Source organism: Pseudomonadota bacterium, assembly GCA_039196715.1.
In the GTDB taxonomy this organism is placed as follows: domain Bacteria; phylum Pseudomonadota; class Gammaproteobacteria; order CALCKW01; family CALCKW01; genus CALCKW01.
The window spans coordinates 24,946-44,007 of record JBCCUP010000034.1 but is presented as its reverse complement, the minus strand read 5'-3'; the positions used below and the strand labels follow the sequence as shown (position 1 = coordinate 44,007).

Below are 19,062 nucleotides of genomic sequence, written 5' to 3'. Positions count from 1 at the left end.
CGAACCTCCTCAGGTTCGATCAACTGGCAACGCCAGTTGAGACGGCCAAAGGCCGCCCGCAGGGTGAGCAAACGCCCTAGCGTTTGCAAATCTATTCTTCCGGGCAGAGGGTGCACCAGACAAGACGACCCGCCACCCAACGGGTGGCTTTTCCAATGGCACACCCGGTCGGTCCAGAACCTCCTCAGGTTCGATCAACTGGCAACGCCAGTTGAGACGGCCGCAGGCCGCCCGAAGGGTGAGCAAACGCCTTAGCGTTTGCGAATCCATCCTTCCGGGTCCTCACAATCTCGAAGTCCAATCAAGCTACCTCCAGAACCCCCCGGCTCCGATCAACCGGCAACGCAGGCTGACGCACCTGCAGGGGTGATCGCACGTCGGATCGGGGTTTCGGCCCAGCACCGCGAGGGAGGGGGGTTGTCGCCGCGTCAGCCTGCCAGGGGCGCCCGGCCAGGGGTGCTCGGCTCAGCTGAAACAGCCCGGACCGTTACCGGGGGGTGTCCTCAGCCACGGTGCGCGTTGACGCAATGCTGAACCCCACACCGGTGAAGATGATGCCGGCGCCGAGCCAGGTGAGCGGCGCGTAGCGTTCGCCGAGCACGAAGGTGCCGATCAGCAACGCGACCGCCGCGGCGACGTAGCCGATCTGGCTGAGGTAGGTTGGTCCGCCGGCGAGCTGCAGACGGAAAAAGGTTGTGAACATCGCCGTGGACGCGGCAACCTGGGCAAGTGCGAGCCAGGGCAGATCGAACACCCGTGTGAATGCGCCGAGACCGTCGACGGTCACTGCCGCGAGCACCAGCATCACGGCGGCCGCTGCGTTACTGCCGGCAGCGAGCTCGAGTGGCTCACCGCCGGCCGGCCAGGCGACGGTGCGGTAGACGTTGCCAACTGCTAGCGACACCGGGATGCACAGACCGGCAAACACCCACAGCCAGGCCGCGGGCTGCGCAGCTTCACCCCGCGTCCACGCCACCACGATGGCGCCGAGAAAGCCGGTGATCACACCGGCGATGCCCAGGGCATTGGGCACCCTGACCTGGACGATCGAGGACAGGATCAAGGTGAAAATCGGTGAGAGGGTGAAAAAGATGCTGGTGAAGCCTGCTCCCAGTTTGTCGACCACGATGAAGATCAGCGTGTTTGGCAGCACAAGTGACACAACCGCACTGAGCAGGTAATAGCGAGCGAACGGTGGCTGCACACGCACCCGCTTGCGCGCAAAACCGCGGATCGCGACAAGACACAGCGCGCTGCCGCCGGACAGCCAGCAGGCCCAGACAAGTGGGGGTACCGACGCCGCGGTCGCGAGCTTGCCGAGCGGAAACGTCAGGCCGAGAAAAAAGCCGGTGACAACAAGCAGCAGAGCAGGTGAGTGCATGGAGCCAGTGTAGCCGCTGTTGTGCAACCCAACTGCGCTTTGCGGCCCGGTGTTTGACCGGCAGGGTGTTGTGCTCGCACGAACTGTCGCCTAGGGTCTCAGGCTTCCATCGCACCGGTTGGCTCGCCGGGCGGATGCCCTCGGGTAACTTGCGTGATTGACCTTTTCCCACTGCTCCTCTTTGCCGTGAACATCACGGCGCCGATCCTGCTCATCATGCTGGTTGGCACCGGGCTGCGGCGGTTTGGCCGCATCGATGAGGCCTTTCTCGGCCAGGCAACCTGGGTGGTGTTCAACGTCGCCATGCCCGCCATGCTGTTCGTCAAGATGGTCAGCTCGCCGAGCGGCTCGGGCAGCAGCGTCAACATGCTCTGGGTCGGCGTGATCGGCACGACCCTGGTGTGCGGGTTGATGATCCTGATCGTGCGCGTGGTCGTCGAGGACGTGTCGGACCGCGGCGTGGTGGTGCAGGGCGCCTACCGCGCCAACATGGGCGTGGTCGGGCTCGCCTACTGTTTCAACGCCTTCGGTGATGCCGGCTTGGCAGCCGTGGTTGTCTACCTCGGTGTGGTGACGGTGCTGTATAACGTGATCGCCGTGGTGTTGTTGAACCACTACCTGCACGGCCGCAGTGACGTGCGCTCTGCGCTCTTCGGCGTGCTGAAGAACCCGTTGATACTCGCGATCGTCGCCGGCGGGGTGGTGCGGGTGACTGGCGCGCCTGTGCCGACGGCGGTGATCAGCACGCTCGACTACCTCGGCCAGATGGTGCTGCCGTTGGCGTTGCTCTGCACCGGGGCGGCGCTCAACTTCGGCGCACTGCACGCCGCACCGCGGAGCGCCGTGGTCGGGTCGCTCGGCAAGGGCATTCTGTCGCCGGCGTTGGTGGTGGGGCTGGCGGTGCTCGCCGACCTCGACGCGATGGAGACCGTGCTGGTCTTTCTCATGGCGTCGGCGCCCACGGCCAGCGCGAGCTACGTCATGGTGCGGAGTTTTGGCGGCAACGACGCGCTCGCGTCCAACATCATCGTGGTGACGACGGTCGCGTCGATCGTGTTTACAAGCCTCGGCCTGATGGCCTTCCGCCTCGCGGGCATGGTCTGAGCCCGCCAAGCCGACCTCAGCCGCCCGGCACGATCGCGACTTTGCCGCGCACCTGCCGGCCCATCACGTGCTCGAGTGCGGCCACTGTCTGATCGAGCGGGTACGTCTTCTCCACCTGCACCTTGACGGCGCCTTGGAGGTACCAACCGATCAGTTCGGCGAAGTTGTCGGCGGCGAGCGCAGGCTCGTGCCGCACGAAGCTGCCCCAGAACGCACCGACCACGCTGAACTCCTTGACCAGCGCGAGGTTCACCGGAAACTGCGGGATGCGCCCGCTGGCAAAGCCAATCACCAGCAACCGTCCACCGCGTGCCATGAGGCGGCAGCTGGTGTCGAAGGCGTCGCCACCCACCGGGTCGTACACCACATCCACACCGCGGTTGTCGGTGAGCGCGCGCACGGCCGTCTTGAGGTCGTCGGTTGCGTAGTTGACCGTGTGGTCGGCGCCGTTCTCGCGTGCCAGCGCGAGTTTGTCCTCGGTCGAGGCGGCTGCGATCACGGTCGCGCCCATCGCCTTGGCGACCTGCACAGCTGCAAGCCCGGTACCACCCGCCGCACCGAGCACCAGCACGTGTTCGCCCGACGCGAGCGCCGCACGCTGGTTCAGGGCGTGGTGCGCTGTGCCGTGGGCACACAGGAGGTTCGCGGCCTCGGCGTCGGGGATGGCCTCCGGCACCGGCACCAGCGCGCGCGCGTCGGCGCAGAGGCTCTCGGCGAAGGCGCCGAAGCCCGCGCTGCTGCCCATCACGCGCTGGCCGACCGAGACGGTTGACACACTGTCGCCAACGGCGACAACGTCGCCGCAGAACTCCATGCCCGGGATGAAGGGCAACGGCGGCTTGGCCTGGTACAGGCCCTGCACCAGCAAGCCGTCCGGAAAATTCACCCCGGCCGCCCGCACACGGATCAGCGCCTCGTGTTCGCCCGGTGTGGGTGTGTCGGCCTCACCGAGGCGCAGGGTGTCGATCGGGCCGTGTTGGTCGCAGAAGATGGCGTGCATGGCGTAAGGTTGGGGCGAGTGAACCGGCATGGTATCGCACCGTGCAAACCCGGGAGCAACCGTGCGCGAGCTGTGTACCGATTTCGAGGCCGAGTGCGATGACGTCGCGCGTCTGCTCGCCGAGTTGCCGAACGCGCGTTGGGCGGAGGCCACGCAGTTCGAGGGGTGGTCGGTTCGCGACACGGTCGCGCACCTGCATTTCTGGAACCGTATGGCCCTGTTGGCCGTGCGCGACCCGGCGGAGCTCGCGCGCTGTGTCGGCGCCGTGCAAGCGGGGTTGGCGCGCGGTGAGGCGTTCCGGGCGATCGAAAGCGGCCTCGACGAGCCGCCGGCCGACCGTCTGTTTTCTCTCTGGCGCAGCGGTTGCGCCGACATCGTCTCCACCTTTGGCGCGCTGGACCCTGCGCACCGGGTGCAGTGGGCCGGGCCCGACATGTCGGTGCGTTCGGCGGTCTCGGCACGGCTGATGGAAACCTGGGCGCACGCCCAGGCGGTCTACGACCTCTGCGGCCGTGAGCGGGTGCACACCGACCGCGTGCGCCACGTCGTCGTGCTGGGTGTGAACACCTTCGACTGGAGTTTTCGTGTGCGGGGCCGGACGGCGCCGGGCGCACTGCCGACGCTGCGGCTGCGCGCGCCCTCCGGGGGCACCTGGGCCTTTGGCGAGGGCCCGGACAGCATCACAGGCGATGCCGTGGGCTTTGCCCAGGTGGTGACCCAGACCCGGCACGTCGATGACACCGGCCTGGAGGTGCGGGGCCCGACGGCGACGGCGTGGATGGGTGCCGCGCAGTGTTTTGCCGGGCCACCGGTCGAGCCGCCGGCACCGGGATCGCGTTTTTGCGCGGCCCCCTAGGTGCCCGTCTTCGAGCGGCCGTTGGTGTTGTAGTGCCGGTAGGGCGACCGCGAGCGGATGCGCACGCCCTTGCTCGGTTTGTGGTGGCCGCCCTGACGTCCGGAGCTGTTCGCGAGTTCCCGCCAGGCGTCGACGGCCACAGGCTCGAGGCCAATGGGTTGGGCGATCAAGGACACCAGAGGCGATCCCAGCGTGACGCCCGGGTTGTCGCCATCGGCCGAGAGCCACGATTCGACGTAGCGCATGATCGGGTCTTCGCCGAACACGGCACTGAGGTGGGCAGCCACGGTGCGCGCGTCGCAGGTGGCGGCGTGCTTGCGTGCCGCACCGAAGGCGTCGCTGGCCTCGAGTCTGCGGTGCAGGGCCTGTGAATCGATGAACGACTGCGCGAGGTCGGGGCTGTTGAGCTGGGCGCGGCCGGTTGCCTGCAGTTGCACCAGCGCGGGCAGCAGGACCTGCAGGGTCGCCTGTTGCATCACGCGGTCGATCAGCGGTGGCACTGCAACGGCGGCCTGGTCGCGCGCGGTGAACTGCTGCGGTGCGGGCACCGTGTAGCGCAGGCCCTCAAGCGCTGCGAAGTGCTCGCGCAAGGTCGCAACCGGGTCGGGCAGGGGGTCTTCGGGCAAGGCCGGTGACAAGTCGCCCGCCCGTCCGAGCTGTTCCTGTTCGAACAGGCAGTGGTAGTAGGCCGTCAGCAGGTTCTTGTCGCCGACGATCTGGCGAATCGGGCTGGTGCTCTGCACTGTGTCGTCGCGCTCGGCCCAGTCCGCGCCAGGCGGGCCGAGCCGGAAGCGGCCCCAGCCCTGCGAGGTGCGTTGGCCGATGCCGGTGAACTGACCGAGGGCCAGCAACTGCCACCAGTCGGACGACAGCTGTTCGGTTTGCTTGAGCGTCAGTTGGCCGCACAGCCCGCCCATGCCGCGGTCGCGCGAGCCCGGGTCGCTGTAGATGCCGTCGAGCCAGAACACGTCGGTCTGGCCGTAGCCCACTTCCGGCGCAGCGGTGCGGGGCGGCAGGTAGCTCGCGCCGCGGCGGCGCAGCAAATCGGCGAAACTGTCGCGCACGCGGTTGATCAAGAGCGCCGGGTCGAGGTCTTCGGCGGTGTGGCAGTAGCGGGATTCGCCGCGCGCGTTCAGGCGCTTGCCCTTGTCCTTGAGCAAGCGCACCGGTGCGTCAAAGCGCACTTGCAGTGCGTCGGCGTTCTGTTCGGCGAGCTGCGCGGCCATCGCCGTCAGGCCGTCCGCGTCCAGCGTGGACAGAGCCTGCACCGAATCGACCGGCTGGCCCGTGAGTTCGTCACGCAACGCGACGAAGCGGAGGTTGTCGCGAAAGCAGATGCGGCGTTCGCGGCGAAGGGCCGAGTCGGGCAGCATTTGCAGGCTCTGCACGAGCTCGTCCAGCAACTGTTCGCCGCCGGCCAGGGAGATCACGGAGAAGCTGTAGTGGTCGCCCGGTGCAAAGTGTGTACGGCCGGTTTCGAGGCAGTGGATGCGAAGCAGCGTGTCGAACTCGGGCGGTTCGCGCAGCAGGTGGCGGACAAAGGCGGCGAGGCTCGCCTGGTGAAAGAACTTGGGTTGTGAAGCGCCTGTGAACTGCAGCGTGATCGTCACAGCACGCACGGGCAGGAGCTGCGCTATCGGCAACGCGGGTTCGTCGGTCCGGAAATCATCGTCCATGAGAGTCCCTTGTGTGTGGAGGCAACCGCGCCGCACCTGGGTCAATCCGGGCCCGTTGGTGGTGTGGTGGCTGCATGTGCCTACCTCGATCAGCTCGGGTCATTGTTAATTTTAGAATGACTGATCAAGAATGAAGCTATGTCAACGTCAGATCTTTGTCAAGTGCCTCTTTCCGCAGGAAAATTTGGTGTCATTCAACGGTGTCTTCTCGCTTTACCGGGCTGATCAAGCAAAACCCAAGCCGCGCCGCAGCGTCCTCGTCGAGCTGGGGGTGGGGCTCGGCGCAAAGCGTCTGGATCTGATGTGACTGTAGCAATGCGGTCAGGCGCTGCACGTTGTCGGTCGAGAAGCGCCCGGCCGCCCACGCGGTCAGTACCCCGCTGTGCAGACAGACGTCGTGGGGGCGCAGTGCACGCAGGTCGGTCAGGTCGCCGGCGTTCTGAAACGCGTCGGTCAGACACAGGCGCATGCCAACGGCTTCGAGCGTCAGGCGAAAGCGCGCCGTGTCCTCCGGTGCACGCCGTGCCGCCGGCAGTGGTAGCCAGATGGTATGACGCAGTCCCGGGTACTGACCCGAGAGCTGCTTGAGCCAATCGCCGAGCGTTTCGTCTTGCAGCGCGCTGTCGCACAGGGTGACGTGCAAACGGACCCGCGCGGCGCCGAGGCGCGGCGCTTTCCGTGCGGCGAGCCGGCTCGCGACGAACAAGTGCCAGCGGTCGAGGGCCGCTGCGAGTCCGACCCGCGTGGCGACACGACGCACGGCGTCACCGTCGGCGAGCGGGTGCAGCAGTTCGCCTGGCAGCAACGACACGTTCAGGTGGTGCTCGACCGAGCTGGCGCCCACGGTGTGCAGTGACGCGGTGCGCACCACCAGCGTGTTCTGCCGAATCGACTGGCGCAGCCGTTCACGCAGGGCACCCGCAGTCGCAACCGGGGCGTCTTTGCTGTCGGTGTCGGCGGCGCTCGGCGCGGGTGCCGCGGGCGTGTCGGTGGGCGGTGCGCTGGCCGTTGCCTCCGGCAGCTGCGTGTCGTCGAGCTCGGCGGCGAGTCCGCCGACGCTGCTCGGCACGCGCGATCGGGTCGGGCGGTCGGTTGCCGGCGCCGCCGGTTCGGTCGCCAGCCCGGCAGTGAGCCCGGCGGCGAGCCCGCCCGTCGCGTCGGGCTGAGACGGCACCTCGGCGGTGGGCTGAGGCTCGACCACCGGCATGAGGGTGTCGGTGTCCGCCGTTGCCGTCGCGCGTCCAGTGGCACCGGCTGCCGCAGCGCCGGCTGCCGCAGTATCGGCTGCCGCAGCACCGGCTGCCGCAACCGGTATCGGTCGCGGGGTGCCGGTTGTCTCGGGCCCCGTCGGCGCGCCCCGGGTCAGGGCATCGCCGCGCTGACGCACGGGTCGGACAAGGCTGACCAGCACGCCGCGCTCGCCGTCGCCGACCCAGGCGGCGTAACGCGTCTCGAGTGCGCGCGTCCGGCCGTCCGGCAGCACGAAGGTCTGAGCGCGTCGCGTGTCCTGGGCCTCGCCCCGGCCGAAGGCGCGCAACAGCGCGCGGGCGTCGTCACGTTCGGCCTCGACCACGCAGTCGAGGAACGGCGTGGCCGTCGCCCGGGCCGGGTCGAGCTGCAGTGCGCGCAAGTAGGGGTTGTTGGCGTTGGCGTGCACACCGTCGATCACCACCGCGTGGGCGTCGCGGGTGTTGTGCATGATGACTTCGAGGCGTCGCTCGCTGTCGATCAGCGCGTCGCGCAGTTGCCGTGTCTGCAGACGCGCGCTGGCGGCGTCGAGTTCGCGACGGGCGGCTTCACGCAGGTGCAGGGGGTCGTCGGTGCCGACCCAGTCGGCGAAACCGTGCGCGAGGATTGCGCCGAGCGCGCACTCGAAATCCGGCTGGCCGAGCGCGAGCACCGGCCCATGCTGTCCCTGCTCACGGAGCCCGGGCAGGTCGGCTGCGGCGAGGCTGGCACCGCCGTCAAGTGCAACGACACAGAGGTCGAAGACCGGGGCGTCGGTCGGCAGGGTGCCGACGTGGTCGATGCGGGTCGTGCGCACGGCGCTGCCGAGGTGGCGCAGGTGGCCCTCGACCTCGGCCGCGCGCTCGGTGTCGGTGTCGACGATCAACAGGTGCATCCGAATACCGGGCTTCATCTCAGTGTCTGTGCTGACCGGGGGTTCTCAACGCACCACATTATCCCGGTTTGTCGCGCCGGGTCGATAGCGGGTTGTGGTCGGCGGACCGCCGGACGAGAGTGGCGTATAATGCGCGGCTGCTCCCCACTCCCAGTAGAGGCATCGCGGTGGCCAACTACAGCACCAACGAATTTCGCAGCGGCTTGCGTATCATGCTCGACAACGACCCGCACGTCATCGTCGAGAATGAATTTGTCAAGCCCGGCAAGGGCCAGGCGTTCAACCGCGCGCGCGTGCGCAACCTCAAGACCGGACGGGTGGTCGAAAAGACCTTCAAGTCGGGCGAGTCGGTGGAGGCCGCCGACGTGGTCGATGTCGAATTGCAATACCTCTACACCGATGGCGAGTTCTGGCACTTCATGGACACCTCCAGCTACGAGCAGCTCGGCGCCGACGCCTCGGCCGTGGCCGACGCCAAACTGTGGCTCAAGGAAGAGGACATGTGCCAGGTCACGCTCTGGAACGGCTCGCCCCTGAACGTGCAGCCGCCGAACTTCGTCGAGCTGGAAATCGTCGAGACCGACCCGGGCGTGCGCGGCGACACCGCCAACGGCGGCACCAAGCCCGCACACCTCGAAACCGGTGCGACCGTGAAGGTGCCGCTGTTCATCGAGCAGGGTGAAAAAGTCCGCTGCGACACCCGAACGGGCGAGTACGTCTCACGCGTCAAGTGATCGGTCGGTGAGCGCGTGGCGACCCACTGCGGGCGAGGCGGCCCGCCGGGCGCGTTCGGCCATGCTCGCCCGCGTGCGTGCCCACTTCGCCGAGGCCGGGGTGCTCGAGGTCGAGACGCCCGCGCTCAGCTGCGCGGGCACCACCGACCCGAACATCGACAGCGCCGCGGTCGTCGGGGCACTGTCGGGCCATCTGCACACCTCGCCCGAATTCGCGATGAAACGGCTGCTTGCGGCCGGCTGCGGTGACTGTTTCCAAGTGGCGCGCGTGTTCCGCGTGGGTGAACAAGGCGCCCGCCACAACCCCGAGTTCACGCTGCTGGAGTGGTACCGCCTCGGCCACACGCTCGCCGACATCACCGCCGACACGCTCGCCGTGCTCGACGCGGCCTGGGGGCGGCCGCTCGAAGCCACGCAGATGAGCTTGCGCGAGGCCTGCACCACGCTCGGTGGCTTCGACCCGTTCGCGCCCGACCTGTCGCTGTTGCGGGGCCTGCTCGCGGCAGCCGGGCACGGCGCGCCCATCGGGCTCGCCGAGGACGCAGTCGACGCGTGGCTCGACTTCGCCTTCAGCACCCTGGTGGCACCGCGCTTCGAACCGGACCGCCTCACGGTTGTCAGCGGGTACCCAGCGAGTCAGGCGTCGCTGGCGCGGGTCGAGCAGTCGGCGTCCGGCCCGGTCGCTCTGCGCGTCGAGGTGTTCTTCGGCGATCTCGAACTCGGCAACGGGTTCGAGGAGTTGCTCGATGCGGACGAGCAGCGCACGCGGTTCGAGCGCGAGCGTGCGCAGCGGCTCGCCAGCGGCCGTGACTCGCCCGCGGTGGACGCGCACCTCATCGACGCGATGCGGCACGGCTTGCCCGCCTGCGCCGGCATGGCGATCGGCGTCGACCGCGTGCTCATGGCCGCCCTCGGCGCCGACCACATCCAGGACGTCCTGAATTTTCCGTGGGGTCGGGCATGACCGCGTCGGACAGCGTCCCGGGCGTGCTGCTGCTGCAGGAGATCGATGCCGACGCGCTCGAGGCCTGGTTTGCGTCGCACGGGCTGCGGGTCGTATGGCACCCGGTCGGCGCGCCGATCCCGGGCAGCTTCTGGGGCGAGCCTGAGGCCGGGCTGATCGCCGATGCGCTGCACGTCAGGCCCGACACGCCCGTCCAATCCGCGCTGCACGAGGGTTGTCACTGGGTGTGCCTGCCGCCAGCGCGGCGTGAACACGTGCACACCAATGTCGGCGGCAGCGCGCTGGAGGAGTGCGCCACCTGCTACCTGCAGATCACCGTCGCGGCGCAGCTCGAGGGGGTTGGCCAGGCGCGCATGCTCGCTGACATGGACCGATGGGGTTACAGCTTTCGGCTTGGCAGTGCGCGGGCGTGGTTCGAGTCGGACGCCGAGGATGCCCGTGCCTGGTTGCGCGAACGCGCGCTGCTCAGCGCGGAAAACGTCCCAGCCACTGGCCCATGCGAAGCGGTACGCGGGGCGCGAGGCCGGCGCGCCAGGTGAGACCCGGTGGCAACAGCAGGATCACGGTCGAGCCCATGTTGAAGCGGCCCATCTCGTCGCCGCGCTCGAAACGGTGCTCGCCAACCGCGTAGTCGGTCGTCGTAACCGTCTTGCCGGCCGGCGGGGTGACCAGCCCGGCCCAGGTCGTTTCGATCGCGGCGACGTTGATCGCGCCGACCAGCACCAGCGCGAGCGGCCCGTGCTCGGTGTCGAATTCGCAGACCACACGCTCGTTGCGGGCGAACAGGCCCGGCACGTGGTCGACGGTGTGGGGGGAGACGCTGAACAGCCGCCCGGGGATGTGGCGCATGCGCGCCAGGCTGCCCGCCATCGGCATGTGCACGCGGTGGTAGTCGCGTGGGCTGAGGTACACGGTGATGAAGGCGCCGTCGCGGTAGCGTGCTGCGCTCTCGGCGTCGCCGAGCAAGGCGGCTGCGCTGTAGGACTGGCCCTTGGCCTGGAACACCGTGTCGCCATCGAGGTGCCCGACTGCGGACACCCGGCCGTCTGCAGGGCAGTTCAGGCTGAGCGCGTCGCCTTCGATCGGGCGCGCGTGCTCGTGTAGCGCACGGGTGAAAAAGGCGTTGAAGCTCGCGTACTGATCGAGTGCGGGGTTGGCCGCATCGGCCAGCGCGACCTGGTAGGTGCGACAGAACCAGCGCATCACCGGCTGTGCCAGGCGGGTCTCCCGCCGCGTCAGCCAGAACACCAACCGCGACAGGGCGTGGTGCGGGAGGATCATCTGCAGTTGGGCAAACAGGCGTGGGCGCACAGCGGTTCCGTCGTGTGGGGGTTGGGTCAGTGTCGGCGAATCAGGCGCAGGTCGGCGACAAGGTCGTCCGCGCGCACCGGTGGGTCAAAGCGGGCACGCACCGCGCCGCCCGGCGCCAGCACGAAGACCTGGCCGGGCACCGGTGTCTGACCGGCTGTCAGGCCCGCGACGAGGTCGGTCATTGCACCGACGTCGCCGGTCAGGCCGGTCAACGCCTCGTTGAACCCGCCGAGGTAGTGTGCCCAGCGCGACGGGGTGTCGGCCTCCGGGTCGAGCGACGCGACCAGCCACTGGCCACTCGCGACGGCCGGGTCGATGTCGAGCAGTCTGGCGTGCGCGCTGCTGAGCGCCGCCAGGGTCTCCGGGCACGGCGCCTCGCACCCGCGGTAGGCCAGGGCAAGCACGGACCAGCCACGGTGCAAGTCGCGCTCATCGAATCGTGCACCGCGGTGGTCGAGCAGCGCGAAGGCGGGTGCCGCGGGCGTTTCGCTGTCGAGCAGCGCAGCGCTGCGGATGTGGGTCGGCACCGGGTGTTCCGGGCCGATCGGCGCGCGCACAAGCAGGTACCATGCGACGATGGCGCTGACGATCGCCAGGTACCGCACCGATTGGCAAAAGCGGCACGGCGGCCTGGTTGGCTTGTCTGCATCGGGTGTGGCCAAGGGGTGCTATCCTGCGCGCAACGGTTTCGAGTATAGCGGCGCGTGACTCAACGCCTGACACTGGAGAGCCTGATTCGTGCCAGCGCGAGGCGGCTCGACGACGCCGGCGTCTGGTGTGGCCACGGCACAGACAACGTGCTCGACGAGGCCACGTGGTTGGCTCTGCACGCACTCGGCTTGCCACCGGATCAACCGCCCGACTACGCCCGGGTGCGGTCTGAAGCCGACGCGGCGGCGGTGCGGTCGCTGGTGACCGCGCGCATCACGCGGCGCGTGCCGGCCGCCTACCTCACCGGGACCGCCTGGTTTGCCGGGCACGCGTTCAAGTCGGACGCCCGCGCCCTGGTGCCGCGTTCACCGATCGCCGAACTCATCCAGGCGCGCTACCGGCCCTGGATTGTGCCGGAGCGTGTCCACCGCGTGCTCGACCTCTGCACGGGTGGCGGCTGCATCGCCATCGCGACGGCGCACGCGCTGCCCGAGGCGACCGTGCACGGCACCGACCTCAGTGCGGACGCGCTCGCGCTCGCGGCCGAGAACGTCGCCCTGCACGGCCTGGATGCGCGGGTGCGCCTGTTCGAGGGCGACGTGTTCGCACCGGTTGCGGGCGAGCGCTACGACCTGATTGTCAGCAACCCGCCGTACGTCGACGCGCGGGAGATCGCCGAGATGCCCGCGGAGTACCACGCGGAACCGGCGCTCGGGCTTGCGTCCGGGGCCGACGGACTGGATCTCACGCGCCGCATCCTGCGCGAGGCCGGCGCGCACCTCAGCGATGCCGGGGTGCTGATTGTCGAGGTCGGGGCGAGCATGCCTGCGGCCACCGCGGCCTTCGCCCACCTGCCGCTGCAGTGGGTGGCCTTCGAGCACGGCGGCGACGGGGTCTTTGCCGTGACGGCCAGCGAATTGCGCGCCGCGTCAGGGGGCTGAGGTCAGTCCGCGCTGATCCGCGCGGTGCTCTCGCGCAAGCGCCAGATCAGACCGAGCCAGGTGTTGACGCTGCTGTCGGTTTCGAACAGCGGGCTGTCTTCGTTGGCGGCGTTGGCAAAGCTGTTCCACGACACGCCAGAGAAGAGCGCGAGGTCCTCGCGCAGGTAGTAGAACCCGCTGAGCGACAAATCGCTGCCGAGGTACCCCGACTCTGCGTCAAAGGCCGGTCGGGTCGCGGTGACGAACTGCGGGTCCACCTGGTAGAAGAGGTCGTGCAGTTTCTCGTCGGCAAACACGGCGTTGTACTCGACGCCGATGTCGAGACGGCCGTCCATCAGGCCTTCGCGCTCGTATGACAGGGCCAGGCTCGCCACCGGGCCGAGCGCATCGATTCCGCCGAAGTCGGTGGAAAAGGCGGCCCGCAGCTGCAGCGCCAGTTCGGTGGTCCCCTGGCTCTGGTCGGCGTAGCCGCGTTCGTCCAGCGTCACGATGAGCTGTGGGCCGATTTCGAACAGAAAATCGAGGTCCGGCATGCCCTCGCGCAGCGGGTTGCCCTCGGAGTTGGCGTCGAGCGAGCCCGCCACCGAGAGCGCCAGGCGGTACCGCGGGTTCTGGAACGCAAGCGCCTGCAGGCCGCCTTCGCCGAGCCGGAAGCGCTCGCCCCGGTAGACGGCGTAGGGTGCGGCCAGCACGCGGTCGTTCGCCTGGTCCGATGCGGGGGTAGTCCTGGCCCTGCAGGCCGACCGCGGCCACGCCGACTTCCCAGACCGGCAGGTCGTCGCGCGCGTGTGCTGCGAAGGCCGCGCACAGCACGGCCGCGAGGGGGAGGGCAATCAGCTTGCGCACGGGGGGTATCTCAGGCGGGGAGAGTTCGAATGATAGCGAAGTCTCGTGCGCTCGCGTGAGCTGCAACGCGCGGGGTTCCACGTATTGCGGGCCGGTGCGCGCCGCGATCAGGCGTCGAGAAACTGGCCGTTGTCGCCGTTCTCGGCCGACAGCAGGGCGAGGTAGGGCGCGGTCCGAGCCTCGGGCAAGGGGTTGGCTTCGGGCAACTCCCCGGGGAAGGCGAGTTGACGCAGCCGCGTGCGCATCGGACCCGGGCACACCCCGTTGACGGTGACGCGCGGGCGCCCGAACGTGAGCCGTTTGCCGTCACACTCGTCCGCCAGCATCGAGACCGTGGCCCGCACCGCCGCCTTGCTCAGGCCGTAGGCGCCCCAATAGGCCGAGAGGCGGTCGTCCAGGGTGAAGACCACGCTGGCCGGCGCACTCTCGCTCAGCAGTGGCATACACGCCTGGGTCAGCACCAGCGGCGCGTGCAGGTTTGTGGTGAACACCTCGCTCCAGGTTGTCTGCGGGTAGTGCTCCAGCGGCGTCAGTGCGCCGAGGGTCGCAGCGCAGTGCACCAGCCCGTGCAACGCGCCAAAGGTGTCAGCCACCTGAGCACAAAGTGACGAGTACTCCACGGTGGTTGCACAGAGCAAGTCGAGCGGTATGATTGCAGGCTGTGGCCCGCCGACGGCTTCTATGGCGTCGTACGTTGTTTCAAGTTCGGGCACTTTCCGACCGATGAGTATGACAGTAGCGCCGGACTTTCCGGCGTCGACGGCGAGTGCCCGGCCGAGGCCCGAGCCTGCGCCGGTGATCAGAATGGTGCGGTTTTGCAGGCGGTCGTCGGCGGCGGTCATGCAGGCGGGTCGGCGAAGGTTGAGGTGTCGAGTGTAGTGCGGTTCGCTGTCGCGGTGCCAGGCGACGCGCCGGCGAATGTCGGTGTCACCGGGCACACTCACGCACGGGGTTGCGTTTTGCCCGCGTGTGCAGAGACGGGGTTGAACTTCGGAGACGGAAGACGTGCAAGATCAACAGACGGGCAGCAACGCATCCGGGCCCACGCGGGTTCTGATCACCGGGGGCACCGGCTCGGTCGGCGTATCGTTCATGGAGACCTACCCCGACGATTTCGCCTACCACACGGTCAGCCGCAACGCGGAGGCCCCGCTGCCGTCCTGTCAGGCCTACGCGGCGGATATCCGTGACCGGGACGCCTTGACCCGGGTCTTTCTCGACGTGCGCCCGGACATCGTTGTTCACGCTGCCGCGATGAAACACGTCAATCAGGCCGAGCTGCAGCCGTCGCAAGCGGTCGAGATCAACATCCTCGGCACCCTCAACGTGATCAAGGCGTGCCTCGCGGCTCAGGTCCCGGTGGCGGTTGCCATCAGCACCGACAAGGCGTGCCAGCCAGAGAACATCTATGGCTATACCAAACGGATCACGGAGCAGATCTGGCTCGAGCACCACTGCGCGCAGACCCGTTTCGTCTGTGCCCGTTTCGCCAACGTTGCGGCCTCGGCCGGCTCGGTGATCCCGATCTGGTTGCGGGCAGCGTTGTCGGGTGACACCTTGAAACTGACGGATTCGCGTATGAACCGCTTGATGTTCAGCGCCGAGGAAGCCAGTGCCCTGGTGCGCACTGCGGCCGACCACGCGGCCGCCGTCGACGTGCCCTTCGTGCTTGTTCGCAAGATGAAATCGGTCAACATGCTGCAATTGGCCAACGCCATTTCCGCGGATTTCGGTGACGGCCGCGCGCCGGAGACGGTGGGCCTGCGTCCGGGCGAGCGCCTGAACGAAACGCTGGTCAGCGACGCCGAACTGGAATTCGCCTACGAGGCCGAGGACGGCGAGCACATCATGCTGCACAGCGACGCGCTCGGCAGCCAACGGCTCAAGCGCGAACTCTCGTCTCTGACGGCCGAGTACATGAGCGAGGACGAAATCCGCATGTTGTACCTCGCGTACGCCGAGTCGCTCAAAGCCAGGGACATCGTGTCCGTGCGGCGCGGTACCGGCTGACCATGGCACTCGCGGTTTTCCTGCTCTGCGCAGGCTTTGTGGTCTACGCCTACGCGCTGTTCCCGCTGTGGCTGCACTGGCGCGCACGGCACGTGCCGCCGTTGGTGGCGCCGGCACCCGAGCGCTGGCCGACGGTCAGCATCGTCATAGCGGCGCACAACGAAGCGAGGAACCTGCCCGGCAAATGCCGCTCGCTCGACGCGCTCGACTACCCGCCCGAGCTGGTGCAGTGGGTGATCGTGTCGGACGGCTCGACCGACAACTCCGAAGCTGCGGTGGCGCCGTGGTTCGACGGCCGAGACGACCGCATCTTCCACCAGTACGAGACGCCGAAAGGCAAATGCGGTGCGCTCAACGAGGGGGTGGCACGGGCCACCGGCGAGATCATTCTGTTCATGGATGCGCGCCAGCCGGTGTCCGAGAACGCGGCGCGCGTGCTCGTGCCCTTTCTCTGTGACCCGCAGTTCGGTGCGGCGACCGGCGAGCTGATCCTCTCGGACGACACCAGCCTGGAGGCCGCCAACTTCGGCCTCTACTGGCGCTATGAGAAGTGGATACGCGACAACGAGAGCAAACTCTTCTCGACCACCGGCGTGACCGGTGCGCTCTACGCCATTCGCCGGGCCGACTTCACACCGAACCCGGTCGGCACCTTGCTCGATGATTTCGATACCCCGATCGGCTTGTTGAAACAGGGCAAGCGCACGGTGTTCGTGCCCGGTGCCTACGCCTTCGATGCCGCGTCCGATGACATCCACCAGGAGTTTCGGCGCAAGGTGCGCAACCTCGGCGGCAACTGGCAGTCGTTCATGCGCCACAACTGGTTGTTCAGCCCCCGGAAGAACCCCGTGTGGTTGCAGTTCGTATCGCACAAGCTCGCACGCCTGATCGTGCCGTGGGCCCTGATCGGGGCGCTGCTGGCGGCGGCGGTCGGGTCGGGGTGGTTTCTGGACCTGGCGTTCTGGGTCCAGATGGCGTTCTATGCGCTGGCGGCCTGCAGTTACCTCGACCTCGGCTTTGCCCGGTCCGGGGTATTCAACATCGCGAAGGTCTTCGTGCAACTGAACGCCGCGGCGTTCGTCGCAACGCTGCGGTATTTCGGCAGCGCCAAGGCCATCAGCTGGCGCTGATGACGCGCCGCCACGCGCTGCGGCGCACCGGCACGGCACCCCGGTGACGCACCGCCACTGCCCGACGGCTTGCAGCTTGGACAGGAAGCCGGCGGCTGTGGGAGCGCTTGTGACCGCGTGGTAGCATGAATGCATCAAACGTTTGAGCGAGAAGGGTCACGTGAAAAGGCTGTGCTTTGGTCTGTTGCTGGGATTTGTGGTCGGGATGTGGTTCGGAATCAACATCGGGAAAGACCGCACCTTCTACAGCAACCCGCTCGAGGACAACACCCTGTCGCCCGGCGGTGAGGTGTCGACCAACTGAGTGTCGGCGCGGCCCGACGTCAGCCGCCCTGGCTGACCCTGAAGGTCATGAAGTGCACGCTGGCGGCGCCGAAGAAGGCGGCAAACGCGCCGTCGAACCACCGCTGACTGCGTCGGTACCGGGCCGCGACGGCGCGGTGCGAAAACGCCACGGCGTAGCCGAAGAACACACCGGCCGAGGCGACGATGAAGCAGGCGAACTGAAACCAGATGGCGCCGGTGTCGCTGCCCGGTGGCAGAACCACCGCAAACACGCTGCCCCAACCGAAAATGGCCTTGGGGTTGGTCAGGTGCAGTAGCAAGCCGCGCCGGTAGAGTTGGCGAAGTGGTACGGACACGTCCGACCGCACGGTGGTCGTCGGCCGCCACGCACGGCGTGCAGCGCGGACCGCCAGCCAGAGCAGGTAGGTCGCGCCCGCCCAGCGGACCGCTTCGAACAACCACACCTGACTCACCATGATGGCCGAGAGGCCAAGCGCGGCGGCGATGCCCCACGCGGCCGAACCGGTGGTGATGCCCGCAGCCAGCGCCACCGCGGCGGCACGACCGTGGGCCATCGCTGTCGCCGAGAGCGCGAGCGTGGCCGGTCCCGGGCTGGCCGCACCCAGACTCCAGCCGATCAGGACGGCGACGAAGCCGATGTCCATCAGCCCACCAGGTGATCGAGAATGTCGGCGGGGTGCGCCACGACGGCGTCGGGTTGCCAGTCGCTGAGTCGGGTGTCGGCGGGGAAGTAGCCCCACTCGACCGCCAGGGTGCGCATGCCGGCGGCGCGGCCGGCGACGATGTCACGCTCGGCGTCGCCGACATAGATGCAGGCGGCCGAGTCGACATCGGATTCGGCCGCTGCGTGCCAGATCGGATCGGGGTCGGGTTTGCGTTTTGGCAGTGTGTCGCTGCTGACCACACTGCTGAAGCGATGGCGCAAGCCGAGTTGCTGTAGCAGCGGTTCGGTGAACGCACCGGGCTTGTTGGTCACGATACCGACGGCGAGGCCGCGCGCATCCAGGGCGTCGAGCAACGCCGCAACACCCGGGAACAACACCGACGCGTCCGCCAGGCACTCGCGGTAGTGGCTGAGGAATTCCGCGACGCGCTCGGCCTGCTCCGCGTCGTCACGCGGCGCGCCGAAGCCGAGGCGGGTCAGGGCGCGTGACCCGTCCGAGACCAGATGGCGGTAGGCCTATGCCGCGATCGGCGCGCGACCGTGGGCCGCCAGCATGCGGTTGAGTGCGCCACCCATGTCCGGGGCCGTGTCGATCAGGGTGCCATCGAGGTCGAAAAACACCCCTTGGGTGCGCGGCGTGCCAGGCATCACGGTGCGCGGCGCGCGTGGGCGAGGTAATTGACGTCGATGTTGCGGCCCAGGTGGTAGCGTCGGGTCAGCGGGTTGTAGCTCATGCCGACAAGCTCCGACAAGCCAAGTCCGGCCTCTCGACACTGGCGGGCGAGTTCGGCTGGGGTGATGAACTTCGCGTGGTCGTGCGTGCCGGCCGGCACCAGGCGCAACACGCGCTCGGCGGCGAGGATGCCGAACAGATAGGATTTGGGGTTGCGGTTGAAGGTCGAGAGGAAGACATGCCCGCCCGGCGCGACCAGGCTGCCAAGGGCGCGCACCACGGCCGTGGGGTCCGGGACATGCTCGAGCATCTCGAGGCAACTGACCGCGTCGTATTGGCCGTGTGCCTCGTCGGCGTGCTGCTCGGCAGACACTGTGCGGTAGTCGATCTGCAGCCCGGAGTCCGCGGCGTGCTGGCGCGCGACCTCGAGCGCCTGGCTCGCCAGGTCGATGCCGGTGACCTCGGCGCCCGCGCGTGCCAGCGCTTCACTGAAGATGCCGCCACCGCAGCCGACGTCGAGCACCCGTTTGCCGCGCAGTGGACAGCGGTCGATCACGAACTGCAGGCGGAGCGGGTTGATGTCGTGCAGCGGTTTGAATTCGCCGTCGCGTGCCCACCAGTCGGTGGGCGCGTCGAATTTGGCGAGTTCGTCGGGGTCGGCGTTGGCGTGCATCACAGGGACCGGAAGCGCGG

General features: G+C 68.2%; 21 protein-coding genes. 9 read left to right on the top strand and 12 right to left on the bottom strand.

What is annotated here, in order from left to right; genetic code table 11:
• Nucleotides 1–487: 487 nt before the first annotated feature.
• A complete protein-coding gene (locus AAGA11_12915) occupies nucleotides 488–1,381 on the bottom strand; it encodes a DMT family transporter (protein ID MEM9603760.1) in 894 nt (297 codons plus the stop codon).
• A gap of 153 nt (nucleotides 1,382–1,534) precedes the next feature.
• Here AAGA11_12915 and AAGA11_12910 point away from each other — a divergent pair, with 153 nt between their 5' ends.
• Nucleotides 1,535–2,485, top strand: a complete 951-nt coding sequence (locus AAGA11_12910; GenBank protein MEM9603759.1) for an AEC family transporter — start codon at nucleotides 1,535–1,537, stop codon at nucleotides 2,483–2,485.
• A 16-nt stretch (nucleotides 2,486–2,501) separates the two neighbouring features.
• Here AAGA11_12910 and AAGA11_12905 read toward each other — a convergent pair whose 3' ends face one another.
• Complete coding sequence (locus tag AAGA11_12905; protein ID MEM9603758.1) at nucleotides 2,502–3,515, bottom strand: NADPH:quinone oxidoreductase family protein; 1,014 nt, start codon at nucleotides 3,513–3,515, stop codon at nucleotides 2,502–2,504.
• Between the two features lie 31 nt (nucleotides 3,516–3,546).
• Between AAGA11_12905 and AAGA11_12900 the strand changes: the two genes are divergently transcribed.
• A complete protein-coding gene (locus tag AAGA11_12900; GenBank protein MEM9603757.1) occupies nucleotides 3,547–4,341 on the top strand; it encodes a TIGR03084 family metal-binding protein in 795 nt (264 codons plus the stop codon).
• On the opposite strand, the gene cas6 is transcribed toward AAGA11_12900, so the two are convergent.
• Nucleotides 4,338–6,017: a CRISPR system precrRNA processing endoribonuclease RAMP protein Cas6 gene (gene cas6, locus AAGA11_12895; GenBank protein MEM9603756.1), complete on the bottom strand. Its 1,680-nt coding sequence runs from the start codon at nucleotides 6,015–6,017 to the stop codon at nucleotides 4,338–4,340. The two genes, AAGA11_12900 and cas6, sit on opposite strands and share 4 nt — an antisense overlap.
• A 190-nt stretch (nucleotides 6,018–6,207) precedes the next feature.
• Nucleotides 6,208–8,157 carry a hypothetical protein gene (locus AAGA11_12890; protein ID MEM9603755.1) on the bottom strand — a complete coding sequence of 650 codons (1,950 nt, stop codon included), beginning with the start codon at nucleotides 8,155–8,157 and terminating at the stop codon, nucleotides 6,208–6,210.
• A gap of 149 nt (nucleotides 8,158–8,306) precedes the next feature.
• Between AAGA11_12890 and efp the strand changes: the two genes are divergently transcribed.
• Genes efp through AAGA11_12875 form a run of 3 tightly spaced genes read left to right on the top strand, consistent with a single transcriptional unit; the run spans nucleotide 8,307 to nucleotide 10,376 of the window.
• Nucleotides 8,307–8,873, top strand: a complete 567-nt coding sequence (gene efp / locus AAGA11_12885; protein MEM9603754.1) for an elongation factor P — start codon at nucleotides 8,307–8,309, stop codon at nucleotides 8,871–8,873.
• 7 nt (nucleotides 8,874–8,880) lie between these two features.
• On the top strand, nucleotides 8,881–9,837 hold the full coding sequence (gene epmA / locus AAGA11_12880; GenBank protein ID MEM9603753.1) for an EF-P lysine aminoacylase EpmA: 957 nt from the start codon (nucleotides 8,881–8,883) through the stop codon (nucleotides 9,835–9,837).
• Nucleotides 9,834–10,376 carry a hypothetical protein gene (locus tag AAGA11_12875; protein MEM9603752.1) on the top strand — a complete coding sequence of 181 codons (543 nt, stop codon included), beginning with the start codon at nucleotides 9,834–9,836 and terminating at the stop codon, nucleotides 10,374–10,376. Before epmA ends, AAGA11_12875 begins: the two co-directional genes overlap by 4 nt.
• On the opposite strand, the gene asd is transcribed toward AAGA11_12875, so the two are convergent.
• Entirely contained in the window at nucleotides 10,303–11,148 is an 846-nt protein-coding gene (gene asd / locus AAGA11_12870; protein MEM9603751.1) for an archaetidylserine decarboxylase, read from the bottom strand. The genes AAGA11_12875 and asd overlap by 74 nt on opposite strands.
• 26 nt (nucleotides 11,149–11,174) lie before the next feature.
• The gene (locus AAGA11_12865; protein ID MEM9603750.1) at nucleotides 11,175–11,810 is read right to left on the bottom strand and encodes an SCO family protein; all 636 of its coding nucleotides are present in this window, start codon (nucleotides 11,808–11,810) and stop codon (nucleotides 11,175–11,177) included.
• Between the two features lie 42 nt (nucleotides 11,811–11,852).
• Between AAGA11_12865 and prmB the strand changes: the two genes are divergently transcribed.
• Nucleotides 11,853–12,740: a 50S ribosomal protein L3 N(5)-glutamine methyltransferase gene (gene prmB, locus AAGA11_12860; protein MEM9603749.1), complete on the top strand. Its 888-nt coding sequence runs from the start codon at nucleotides 11,853–11,855 to the stop codon at nucleotides 12,738–12,740.
• Nucleotides 12,741–12,742: 2 nt separating this feature from the next.
• Here the strand turns inward: prmB and AAGA11_12855 are convergent, their stop codons facing one another.
• A complete protein-coding gene (locus tag AAGA11_12855; GenBank protein ID MEM9603748.1) occupies nucleotides 12,743–13,573 on the bottom strand; it encodes a MipA/OmpV family protein in 831 nt (276 codons plus the stop codon).
• Between the two features lie 120 nt (nucleotides 13,574–13,693).
• Entirely contained in the window at nucleotides 13,694–14,530 is an 837-nt protein-coding gene (locus AAGA11_12850; GenBank protein ID MEM9603747.1) for an SDR family NAD(P)-dependent oxidoreductase, read from the bottom strand.
• Nucleotides 14,531–14,591: 61 nt separating this feature from the next.
• Here AAGA11_12850 and AAGA11_12845 point away from each other — a divergent pair, with 61 nt between their 5' ends.
• The 3 genes from AAGA11_12845 (at nucleotide 14,592) to AAGA11_12835 (ending at nucleotide 17,030) form a co-directional block, all read left to right on the top strand.
• A complete protein-coding gene (locus tag AAGA11_12845) occupies nucleotides 14,592–15,596 on the top strand; it encodes a polysaccharide biosynthesis protein (GenBank protein MEM9603746.1) in 1,005 nt (334 codons plus the stop codon).
• Between the two features lie 2 nt (nucleotides 15,597–15,598).
• Entirely contained in the window at nucleotides 15,599–16,726 is a 1,128-nt protein-coding gene (locus AAGA11_12840; protein ID MEM9603745.1) for a glycosyltransferase, read from the top strand.
• 160 nt (nucleotides 16,727–16,886) lie between these two features.
• Nucleotides 16,887–17,030: a hypothetical protein gene (locus AAGA11_12835; GenBank protein ID MEM9603744.1), complete on the top strand. Its 144-nt coding sequence runs from the start codon at nucleotides 16,887–16,889 to the stop codon at nucleotides 17,028–17,030.
• A 19-nt stretch (nucleotides 17,031–17,049) separates the two neighbouring features.
• Here AAGA11_12835 and AAGA11_12830 read toward each other — a convergent pair whose 3' ends face one another.
• Genes AAGA11_12830 through ubiG form a run of 4 tightly spaced genes read right to left on the bottom strand, consistent with a single transcriptional unit; the run spans nucleotide 17,050 to nucleotide 19,042 of the window.
• A complete protein-coding gene (locus tag AAGA11_12830) occupies nucleotides 17,050–17,676 on the bottom strand; it encodes a LysE family transporter (GenBank protein ID MEM9603743.1) in 627 nt (208 codons plus the stop codon).
• Complete coding sequence (locus AAGA11_12825; protein ID MEM9603742.1) at nucleotides 17,676–18,176, bottom strand: HAD-IA family hydrolase; 501 nt, start codon at nucleotides 18,174–18,176, stop codon at nucleotides 17,676–17,678. The genes AAGA11_12830 and AAGA11_12825 overlap by 1 nt, the downstream gene beginning before the upstream one ends.
• Before the next feature lie 36 nt (nucleotides 18,177–18,212).
• Nucleotides 18,213–18,344 (bottom strand): hypothetical protein, encoded by a 132-nt coding sequence (locus AAGA11_12820; protein MEM9603741.1) that lies wholly within the window; start codon nucleotides 18,342–18,344, stop codon nucleotides 18,213–18,215.
• Complete coding sequence (gene ubiG / locus AAGA11_12815; GenBank protein MEM9603740.1) at nucleotides 18,344–19,042, bottom strand: bifunctional 2-polyprenyl-6-hydroxyphenol methylase/3-demethylubiquinol 3-O-methyltransferase UbiG; 699 nt, start codon at nucleotides 19,040–19,042, stop codon at nucleotides 18,344–18,346. Before ubiG ends, AAGA11_12820 begins: the two co-directional genes overlap by 1 nt.
• Nucleotides 19,043–19,062: the final 20 nt, after the last annotated feature.

What these genes read in the sequence shown, in the direction of transcription:
- AAGA11_12875 (MEM9603752.1), top strand. Translation starts at nt 9,834, where the DNA reads ATGACCGCGTCGGACAGCGTCCCGGGCGTGCTGCTGCTGCAGGAGATC.
- AAGA11_12820 (MEM9603741.1), bottom strand. Translation starts at nt 18,344, where the DNA reads ATGCCTGGCACGCCGCGCACCCAAGGGGTGTTTTTCGACCTCGATGGC.
- cas6 (MEM9603756.1), bottom strand. Translation starts at nt 6,017, where the DNA reads ATGGACGATGATTTCCGGACCGACGAACCCGCGTTGCCGATAGCGCAG.
- AAGA11_12915 (MEM9603760.1), bottom strand. Translation starts at nt 1,381, where the DNA reads ATGCACTCACCTGCTCTGCTGCTTGTTGTCACCGGCTTTTTTCTCGGC.
- ubiG (MEM9603740.1), bottom strand. Translation starts at nt 19,042, where the DNA reads ATGCACGCCAACGCCGACCCCGACGAACTCGCCAAATTCGACGCGCCC.
- AAGA11_12905 (MEM9603758.1), bottom strand. Translation starts at nt 3,515, where the DNA reads ATGCCGGTTCACTCGCCCCAACCTTACGCCATGCACGCCATCTTCTGC.
- AAGA11_12890 (MEM9603755.1), bottom strand. Translation starts at nt 8,157, where the DNA reads ATGAAGCCCGGTATTCGGATGCACCTGTTGATCGTCGACACCGACACC.
- AAGA11_12840 (MEM9603745.1), top strand. Translation starts at nt 15,599, where the DNA reads ATGGCACTCGCGGTTTTCCTGCTCTGCGCAGGCTTTGTGGTCTACGCC.
- AAGA11_12830 (MEM9603743.1), bottom strand. Translation starts at nt 17,676, where the DNA reads ATGGACATCGGCTTCGTCGCCGTCCTGATCGGCTGGAGTCTGGGTGCG.